Below are 9,032 nucleotides of genomic sequence, written 5' to 3'. Positions count from 1 at the left end.
CCCCAAGCCCGGTCCTGCGGCTCCCGCGGCCCCCGCCCCGGCGGCGCCCGAGTTCACCGCGCCCCCGGCGGCGCCGAAGCCCGCCGCGGCCCAGGGTCCGCGTCCGGGTGCCCGTCCGGCCGCTTCCGGCCAGGGTCGCGCCGAGGGCGCGCGCCCCGGCGGCCAGCGCCCCGGTGGCGAGCGTCAGGGCGCCCCGCGCCCCGGCGGCCGTCCGGCCGGTCCCCGTCCGGGCAACAACCCCTTCACCTCCGGTGGCTCCACCGGCATGGCGCGCCCGCAGGCGCCCCGTCCCGGTGGCGCGCCGCGCCCCGGCGCCGCCCAGGGCGGCCCCGGCGGTCCGCGTCCGCAGGCGCCCGGCCAGCCCGGCCCGCGCCCGCAGGCTCCGGGCGGCGCTCGGCCGACCCCCGGTGGCATGCCTCGTCCGCAGGGCGCCCAGGGCGGTCCCCGCCCCGGTGGCGGCCCCGCGGGCAACCGCCCGAACCCGGGCATGATGCCGCAGCGTCCGGCCGCCGGCCCGCGTCCGGGCCCCGGTGGCGGCGGTCGCGGCCCCGGTGGCGCCGGCCGTCCCGGCGGCGGTGCCGGTCGTCCCGGTGGCGGTGGCGGCTTCGCCGGCCGTCCCGGTGGCGGCGGTGGCCGTCCCGGTGGTGGCGGCGGCTTCGCCGGTCGTCCCGGTGGCGGTGGCCCCGGTGGCGGCGGTGGCTTCGGCGGTGGCGGCGGTGGCCGTCCCGGCTTCGGTGGCCGTCCCGGCGGTCCCGGTGCCCGTGGTGGCACGCAGGGCGCCTTCGGCCGTCCCGGCGGCCCGGCCCGCCGTGGCCGCAAGTCGAAGCGGCAGCGGCGCCAGGAGTACGAGGCCATGCAGGCCCCGTCGATCGGCGGCGTGATGCTGCCGCGCGGCAACGGACAGACCGTCCGGCTGTCGCGGGGTGCCTCGCTCACCGACTTCGCGGAGAAGATCAACGCCAACCCGGCGTCGCTGGTCCAGGTGATGTTCAACCTGGGCGAGATGGTCACCGCGACCCAGTCCGTCTCCGACGACACGCTCCAGCTGCTCGCCGACGAGATGAACTACCACATCGAGATCGTCAGCCCGGAGGAGGAGGACCGCGAGCTGCTCGAGTCCTTCGACATCGAGTTCGGCGAGGACGAGGGCGGCGAGGAGTTCCTGGTCGCGCGGCCGCCGGTGGTGACCGTCATGGGTCACGTCGACCACGGTAAGACGCGACTGCTCGACGCCATCCGGAAGACCAACGTGGTCGCGGGCGAGGCCGGCGGTATCACCCAGCACATCGGTGCGTACCAGGTCTCGACCGAGGTCAACGGCGAGGACCGGAAGATCACCTTCATTGACACCCCGGGTCACGAGGCGTTCACCGCCATGCGTGCCCGCGGTGCCAAGTCCACCGACATCGCGATCCTGGTGGTCGCGGCCAACGACGGTGTCATGCCGCAGACGGTCGAGGCGCTCAACCACGCCAAGGCCGCGGATGTGCCGATCGTCGTCGCGGTCAACAAGATCGACGTCGAGGGTGCCGACCCGACCAAGGTGCGCGGTCAGCTGACCGAGTACGGCCTGGTGGCCGAGGAGTACGGCGGCGACACCATGTTCGTCGACATCTCCGCCAAGCAGGGTCTCAACATCGACTCCCTGCTGGAGGCCGTGGTCCTCACCGCGGACGCCTCGCTCGACCTGCGGGCCAACCCCAACCAGGACGCGCAGGGCATCGCGATCGAGGCCCACCTCGACCGCGGCCGCGGCGCCGTGGCCACCGTGCTGGTCCAGCGCGGCACCCTGCGGGTCGGCGACACCATGGTCGTCGGCGACGCCTACGGCCGCGTCCGTGCCATGCACGACGACACGGGCAACACCATCGAGGAAGCGGGTCCGTCGACCCCCGTCCTGGTGCTGGGACTGACCAACGTCCCGGGCGCCGGCGACAACTTCCTGGTGGTGGACGAGGACCGTACGGCCCGCCAGATCGCCGAGAAGCGCGCGGCGCGCGAGCGCAACGCCGCCTTCGCCAAGCGCACCCGCCGGGTGTCCCTCGAGGACCTCGACAAGGTGCTCAAGGCCGGCGAGGTCCAGCAGCTCAACCTCATCATCAAGGGCGACGCGTCCGGTTCGGTGGAGGCTCTCGAGTCCTCGCTGCTCCAGCTCGACGTCGGCGAAGAGGTCGACCTGCGCGTGCTGCACCGCGGTGTCGGTGCGGTCACCGAGACCGACATCGACCTGGCGACCGGCTCCGACGCCATCGTCATCGGCTTCAACGTGCGCGCCGAGGGGCGTGCCACGCAGATGGCCGAGCGCGAGGGCGTGGACGTCCGCTACTACTCGGTCATCTACCAGGTGATCGAGGAGATCGAGGCGGCCCTCAAGGGCATGCTCAAGCCGGAGTACGAGGAGGTCGAGCTCGGCACCGCGGAGATCCGCGAGGTCTTCCGCTCGTCCAAGCTCGGCAACATCGCGGGTGTCATCATCCGCTCCGGCGAGGTCAAGCGGAACACCAAGGCCCGCCTCATCCGCGACGGCAAGGTCGTGGCGGAGAACCTCAACATCGAGGGCCTGCGTCGCTTCAAGGACGACGTCACCGAGATCCGCGAAGGGTTCGAGGGCGGTATCAACCTCGGCAACTTCAACGACATCAAGGTCGACGACGTCATCGCGACCTACGAGATGCGCGAGAAGCCTCGCGGCTGATCGTTCCCATCCGGACGGGGCCGGTCGGCGGAAGATATTTCCGTCGATCGGCCCCGGCCGTTGCGTGTACGGTTTGGCGGAGCGCGGCGGCGTGCCCGGCCGGCCGCGCGGACCTGGACTTCGAGGCCCCACGGGTGGCATGACCCGTACGGCATGTATGTAGGGACGCTGTCCTTTGACCTGCTCCTCGGCGACGTGCGGTCGTTGAAGGAGAAACGCTCCGTCGTCCGCCCCATCGTCGCCGAGCTGCAACGCCGCTACGCGGTGAGCGCGGCGGAGGTCGGTGACCAGGACCTCTACCGCAGGGCCGAGATCGGCCTGGCGATGGTTTCCGGTGACGCGGGGCATCTGACGGATGTACTGGACCGGTGCGAGCGATGGGTCGCCGCCCGGCCGGAAGTGGAGCTGCTGTCCGTACGGCGGCGGTTCCACGGCGACGATGACTGAGCGGGCGCCCCTGCGGCCGCCCACGGCCGTGGACACGGTTGAGCGCGTCGGCGCCGAGCGAAGCATGATGGTGGAAGACAAGAAGGAGACGGACCAGTGACCGACACCGCGCGAGCGCGCAAGCTGGCGGACCGGATTCGGGTCGTGGTCGCGGAAACCCTGCAACGGCGGATCAAGGACCCCCGGCTCGGCTACGTGACCATCACGGACACCCGCGTCACCGGTGACCTGCGGGAGGCGACCGTCTTCTACACGGTCTTCGGGGACGACGAGGAGCGGGCCGCCTCGGCCGCGGCGCTGGAGAGCGCCAAGGGCGTGCTGCGGACCGAGGTCGGACGCCAGACCGGGGTGCGCTTCACCCCGTCCCTGACGTTCGTGCCCGACGCCCTGCCGGACAACGCCCGGACCATCGACGACCTCCTCGCCCGGGCGAAGGAGGCCGACGCCCAGGTCCGCGAGAGCGCCGCGGGCGCGAACTACGCGGGCGAGGCGGACCCCTACCGCAAGCCCGGTGACGAGGACGAGGCCGGCTCCGAGGCATGAAGCGCAAGGCAACCGGGCCGGACGGCTTGATCATCGTCGACAAGCCGTCCGGCTTCACCTCGCACGACGTCGTCGCGAAGATGCGCGGCATCGCCCGCACCCGCCGGATCGGGCACGCCGGCACGCTCGACCCCATGGCCACCGGCGTGCTGGTGCTGGGCGTCGAGAAGGCCACCCGGCTCCTGGGGCACCTGGCCCTGACCGAGAAGGAGTACCGGGCCACGATCCGGCTCGGCCAGACCACCGTCACGGACGACGCGGAGGGCGAGATCACCGCCTCGGTGGCGGCCGACGAGCTCTCCAGGGACGCCATCGAGGCCGGCGTCGCCGCGCTGACCGGCGACATCATGCAGGTCCCGTCGAAGGTCAGCGCCATCAAGATCGACGGCAAGCGGTCCTACTCGCGGGTCCGCGAGGGCGAGGAGTTCGAACTGGCCGCCCGGCCGGTCACCGTCTCCTCCTTCGTGATCGACGAGGCGCGCGGCACGACGGCCGAGGACGGCACCCCGGTGCTCGACCTCGACGTCACCGTGGTCTGCTCCTCCGGCACCTACATCCGGGCCCTGGCCCGCGATCTCGGTGCCGGTCTGGGCGTCGGCGGGCATCTGACGGCCCTGCGCCGCACCCGGGTCGGCCCGTACGGCCTGGACGCGGCGCGCACGCTGGACGAGATCCAGCAGGAGCTCGCCGTGCTGCCCATCGCCGAGGCCGCGGCGGCGGCGTTCCCCCGCTGGGACGTCGACGAGAAGCAGGCACGGCTGCTGTCGAATGGCGTCCGGCTGGCCGCGCCCGGACTGGGCGTGACCGGGCCGATCGCCGTCTTCGACCCCGACGGGCGCTTTCTGGCGCTGGTCGAGGAGTCGGAGGGCAAGGCGAAGAGCGTGGCGGTCTTCGCCTGACCAGGTGGCGCCGCGCCGCCGCCGCTTGTCGCCGGACCCCCTGCCCGGCCGCTTTCCCGGGAAACCCCGCGCCCGAGGCGCGGGGTTTCCTTCTGCCCCCTCCCATGCCCCCGCTATCCACTCCGTCCATCGGATTCACCCCAATGGGCAGGCGCTCGAAGTGAATGACGGGTGTGCGAGGGGGCGCGTTCGTTTCCGGAACTGTCCTGCTGATCACCATCCGCCTACGGTCGAGATGCGAGCGACGGGCTACGGGGCCGTGGCAGGAGGTTCGGTACATGGCGGGTGGAGGTCCTCAACGGGCCGGGGCGCGCCCTGCCTCGGAGGGGAACTCCCGTACCGAGGCGCAGGGCGGGCGCTCGCGCCGATCGGCCCCCCAGGGCAGAGGCACGGGCAGAACCGCGGGCAGAGGTGCGGGCAGGGGGCAGGGCAGGGCGGGGGCCGTCGAGGCCGAGGCCGCGCTGATCCGCATCAGCGACCTCGCCGGCCGGCCGCGCGGCACCGGCTTTCTGGCGGACGCCCACGGCACCCTGGTGACCAGCCACGAAGCCGTCGACGGGCTGTCGCGTCTGGTGCTGCACGCCCCCGGCGACGAGACCTTCCTGATCGAGGCCGACGCCATCAAGGCCCTGCCCGAGTTCGATCTCGCCTTCGTCCGCACCGAGGGCCTGACCGTCCCGCCGCTGCCCGTCGCCGCCCGGCTGGCCGTCGCGGCGGGCACCCCGGTGCGGCTGCGCGGCCGCGACTGGCTGGACGCCGAGGTGACGGGCACCGTCACCGCCGTCACCTACACCGCCACCGACCGCTTCCACCTCCTGGGCGAGGCGCTGGAGCTGGCGGTGGACGCCACCGAGAGCGACGCCCTGCGCCTGGGCGCGCAGGTGACCGGCGGCCCGGTGCTCGACGCCGAGACCGGCGCCGTCCTGGCCGTGCTGGGCACCGCGCTGCACTCGGGGCGCGAGGCCGACGGCTACGCCGTACCGCTGCGCACCCTGGCCGCGCTGGACCACGGCGGGCCGCTGGCCGCGCTCCTGGCGCGCAACGCCGCCACGGTGCCCGCCTACGGCCGCGACCTCAACCTCGCCGGCGCCCTCCAGCTCACCGGCACCACGGTCGGCTCGGCGAGCGGCGCCCGGGCCTGGCGGGAGCCGGTGGAGCGGCCCGACACCGCCGAGGAGTTCCGCGCCTTCCTCGACCCGCCGCTCGACCCGGAGGGCGCCGACCGCGTCCTCGGGCTCGTCGGCGACCCGGGCTCCGGGCGCACCACCGAGCTGAGCGCGCTGGCCGCGCGCCGGGCGCGGGGCGCCGAGCCCGCCCCCACCGTGTGGCTGCGCGGCGCGGACCTGCGCGTCGGCGACGAGAGCGTGGCCGACGCGGTGGCCCGCGCCCTGCGCTCCGCCGGCCGGATCGTCGCGGCCTCCGTGGGGACGACGAGCGCGGTCGACGCCGCGCTCCCGGGCGCGGACGGGCGGGACGCCAGCCCCGAGGAGGTCGCCTATCTGGCTCGGGAGGCCGGCCGCCCGCTGCTCGTCCTGCTGGACGGCCCCGAGGAGATGCCCCCGCTGCTCGCCCACCGGCTGGCCGACTGGGCGGAGGGCACGGCCCAGTGGCTGCGGGAGGCCGGCGCGCGGCTGGTGCTCGCCTGCCGGCGCGAGTTCTGGGAGGAGGGCGGGGCGCTCTTCCCCGAGGCGGCGCTGTACGCCCCGCGCGGCCGGTCCCGCGAGGCGGAGGAGGCCGACCGCTGGCGCGCCGCCCGCCCCGGGGACCACCCGGGGCGGGCGCTGCCCCCGTGCGTACGGCTGGGCCCCCTGCCGGCCCGCCAGGCGGCCCGGGCCAGGGCGCGCTACGGCATCCCCGACGACGCCCTGAGCCCCGCCGACGCCGACCACCCGCTGGCCCTGCGGCTGCTCGCCGAGGTGCGCGCCGCGCTCCCCGACGCCCGCCCGGAGCAGCAGGAGGCGGCGGGCGCCGCCGCCGAGGCCGCGCCGGACGACGGCATTCCCGAGGCCGGCCGGGACGCCGCGTGCGAGCCCGTGGGGCCCCGCCCCGCCGCGCCCGGCGGCCCGCCCGGCCGGGCGGACGTCTTCGGGGCCCACCTCGACCTGATGTGCCTGCGGATCGCCGTGCGGCTCGCCGCCGTGGAGCGGCCTCCGCTGCGCGGCACGGCCGTGCGCCGGCTGGCCGCGCGGGTCGCGGGGCAGGTCCACGAGGCCGCGCGGCGCTGCCTCGGCCCCGGCCAGGGGGAACTGGACCGCGAGTCGTTCGAGGAGGTCTTCCCCTGGCGCTCCGGCTGGGCCTCCGCCGTGCTCACCGAGGGGCTGCTGGTCCCGGCCGGCGCCGGCTACCGCTTCGCCCACGAGGAGTTCGCCGACTGGCTCCAGGGGGTGCACCTCGATCCGGACGCGGCGCTGCACGCGCTGGTGCACCGGTGGGTGGAGGCCGACGAGGAGTCGGGCGAGGGGCAGGACCCGCCGGTGCGGCTGCCGTCGCGGGCCGGTGGCCCGGCCGTGCCGGGGCTGGGCGGCCATGTGCCGCCACCGCCGGCGCCGAGCGCCACCCCGCTGCCGGTGCCCCGCTATCGCATCGGACCGGTCGTCCAGTCCCTTCTGCTGTTGGGCCGCCAGGCGGGCCCGGCGGCGCTGGCCCGCCGGCTGGACGGCCTGGTCGAGGCCGTGGACTCGCTGGCGGCCCGCGCACCGGCCCCGGACGGCGCGAGCGGCGCCCTTCCGGAGAGCGGCGAGCACGCCCTGTCGGAGGGTCCGGCAGTACGGGGCGAGGGTCCGGCAGTACGGAGTGAGGGCGCGGCCGTACGGGGCGAGGCGGAGTGGGACGGCGCCGTACGGTCACCCGCGGGGCCGGAGGACACGGGTCCCGGTGCGCCGCCGGACGGTGGGGCGGCGGGCGGCGGATGGCCGTCGGACGTCGTTGCCCCGGCCGGCGCCGCCGAGGAGGGCGAGCCGGTCCCCGACTGGCCGGACGAGACGGCCCCGGACCCCGGCGCCCCCGCGCCGTACGGCCGGCACCCGTACGACCTCCCGTACGACGCGCTCTCGTACGACCCCCTGACCGGGGAGCCCCGCACGCCCGCCGGCGGTCCTCCGGCCCCGGGGGAGCCGGGGGCGGACACCGGGTCGCGGCAGGCCGTCGGCGCGGCGGAGGACGGCGCCGAAGCCCCCTGGGCCGGGGCGGCCGACTGGACGGGCCCCGCACCGCTGTGGTCCCAGGAGCCCCCCGACCCGGCCCGCGCCTACCGCGCCGTGGGCGACGACCACCCCAAGCCCTTCGCCGCCTGGACCGACGACCCCGACGACCCCGACGAGGCGCCGGAGTCCGACGCCGGCCCCGGGCAGGCCGTTGCCACCGCCTCCTGGTGGTCCGCCCCGGCCGAGGCCACCACCTCGTACGTCGCCTGCCGGGCGCCGATCGAGGCCGGCCCGCCCGGCGGCAGCGGCGGCGAGGACAGTGGGGGCGCGGGCAGCGGTGGCCCGGCGGCGGCCGCTGCCCCGGAGCTGGAACTGCCCGAGGACACCGAGGAGATCGGCGAGCCCTGGTTCCTCCGCAGGACCGGCCCGTCCCCGCTGGAACTCCCGGCGCCGAGGGCCGGCGCGGACGGCGGGGAAGGACCCGGGGGGCCGCCGGAGGCGTACGGCACCGACCCGGACGCGTGCTTCGATCAGTACGGCCGCACCCCCCACGGCCCCGACGCCTCTCATGACACGGACGCCCCCCATGACGCGGACGCCTCTCATGGCCCGGACGCCGCCGACGCGTCGGAGCTCACCGACGGGCCGGAGCCCGCGGACGGCCCCTCGGAGCAGGACGTGTCCGAGCGGCCCGCCCGGCCCGGCTCCGTGGCCGCCGCTGCCGTGCCCCGGCCCGGCCGCTCCCCGGCCCGGCGCCGCCGGCGCGGCGAGGTGTCCCCGTACTGGAGCGCGTCCTCCACCGCCAGCGTGGCCACCCTCCCGGGCTGCCGCCGCGGGGACGACCTGCGCACCGTGCGGATGGACGGGGGCCGCGGCCCCTCCCGGAGCGCCGCGCCCGGCTCCGTGCCCGCGCCCCGCACGGCCGGCGCGCGGCGGGGGCCGGCCCCCGCGGCCGGGGAGCGCAGCCCGGCCCTCCCGGAATCCGCCGGGCCCCGCCTCGACTCCGGGGCGACGGACGGGCCGAGCCCCTCCCCCGGGGAGCGCAGCGCCCACTGGTGGGCGTCGCATCTCCTCGGCGAGGTCCTGCTGCGGGTGCCCGACGCCGGCGCGTATCTGGGCGTGCTGCGCCGGCTCGCCGAACGGATCACGGCGCGCGCGGCGGCGGTCGGTGGCTTCGAACGGGTGGGCCTCGACGACTTCGGGCCCTGGTTCTGGACCCGGCTGGCCCTGGAGCCCGAGGACCGGCTCGAACTGCTGCGGCTGCTGCTGCCCGCCGACGGCTCGCCGTCCGGCGGGCAGCAGCAG

Annotated in this window: 5 protein-coding genes; all 5 read left to right on the top strand. The window is 76.2% G+C overall.

All coding sequences use genetic code 11. The features are described 5' to 3' along the window. Window positions 1–2,695 (top strand): translation initiation factor IF-2 (gene infB / locus ACSNOD_RS24125; protein ID WP_436769133.1); only part of this gene is annotated, 2,695 nt, incomplete at its 5' end. Between the two features lie 153 nt (window positions 2,696–2,848). Next, window positions 2,849–3,142, top strand: coding sequence for a DUF503 domain-containing protein (locus ACSNOD_RS24120; protein ID WP_436769132.1), 294 nt, complete (start codon window positions 2,849–2,851; stop codon window positions 3,140–3,142). Window positions 3,143–3,238: 96 nt separating this feature from the next. After that, a complete protein-coding gene (gene rbfA / locus ACSNOD_RS24115) occupies window positions 3,239–3,685 on the top strand; it encodes a 30S ribosome-binding factor RbfA (RefSeq protein ID WP_436769131.1) in 447 nt (148 codons plus the stop codon). Continuing rightward, entirely contained in the window at window positions 3,682–4,584 is a 903-nt protein-coding gene (gene truB / locus ACSNOD_RS24110; RefSeq protein WP_436769130.1) for a tRNA pseudouridine(55) synthase TruB, read from the top strand. Before rbfA ends, truB begins: the two co-directional genes overlap by 4 nt. 278 nt (window positions 4,585–4,862) lie before the next feature. Beyond that, window positions 4,863–9,032 (top strand): trypsin-like peptidase domain-containing protein (locus ACSNOD_RS24105; protein ID WP_436769129.1); only part of this gene is annotated, 4,170 nt, incomplete at its 3' end.

The organism is Streptomyces sp. URMC 123, from assembly GCF_051386515.1.
Lineage (GTDB): Bacteria > Actinomycetota > Actinomycetes > Streptomycetales > Streptomycetaceae > Streptomyces.
This window is presented reverse-complemented; position numbering and strand designations above follow the sequence as displayed.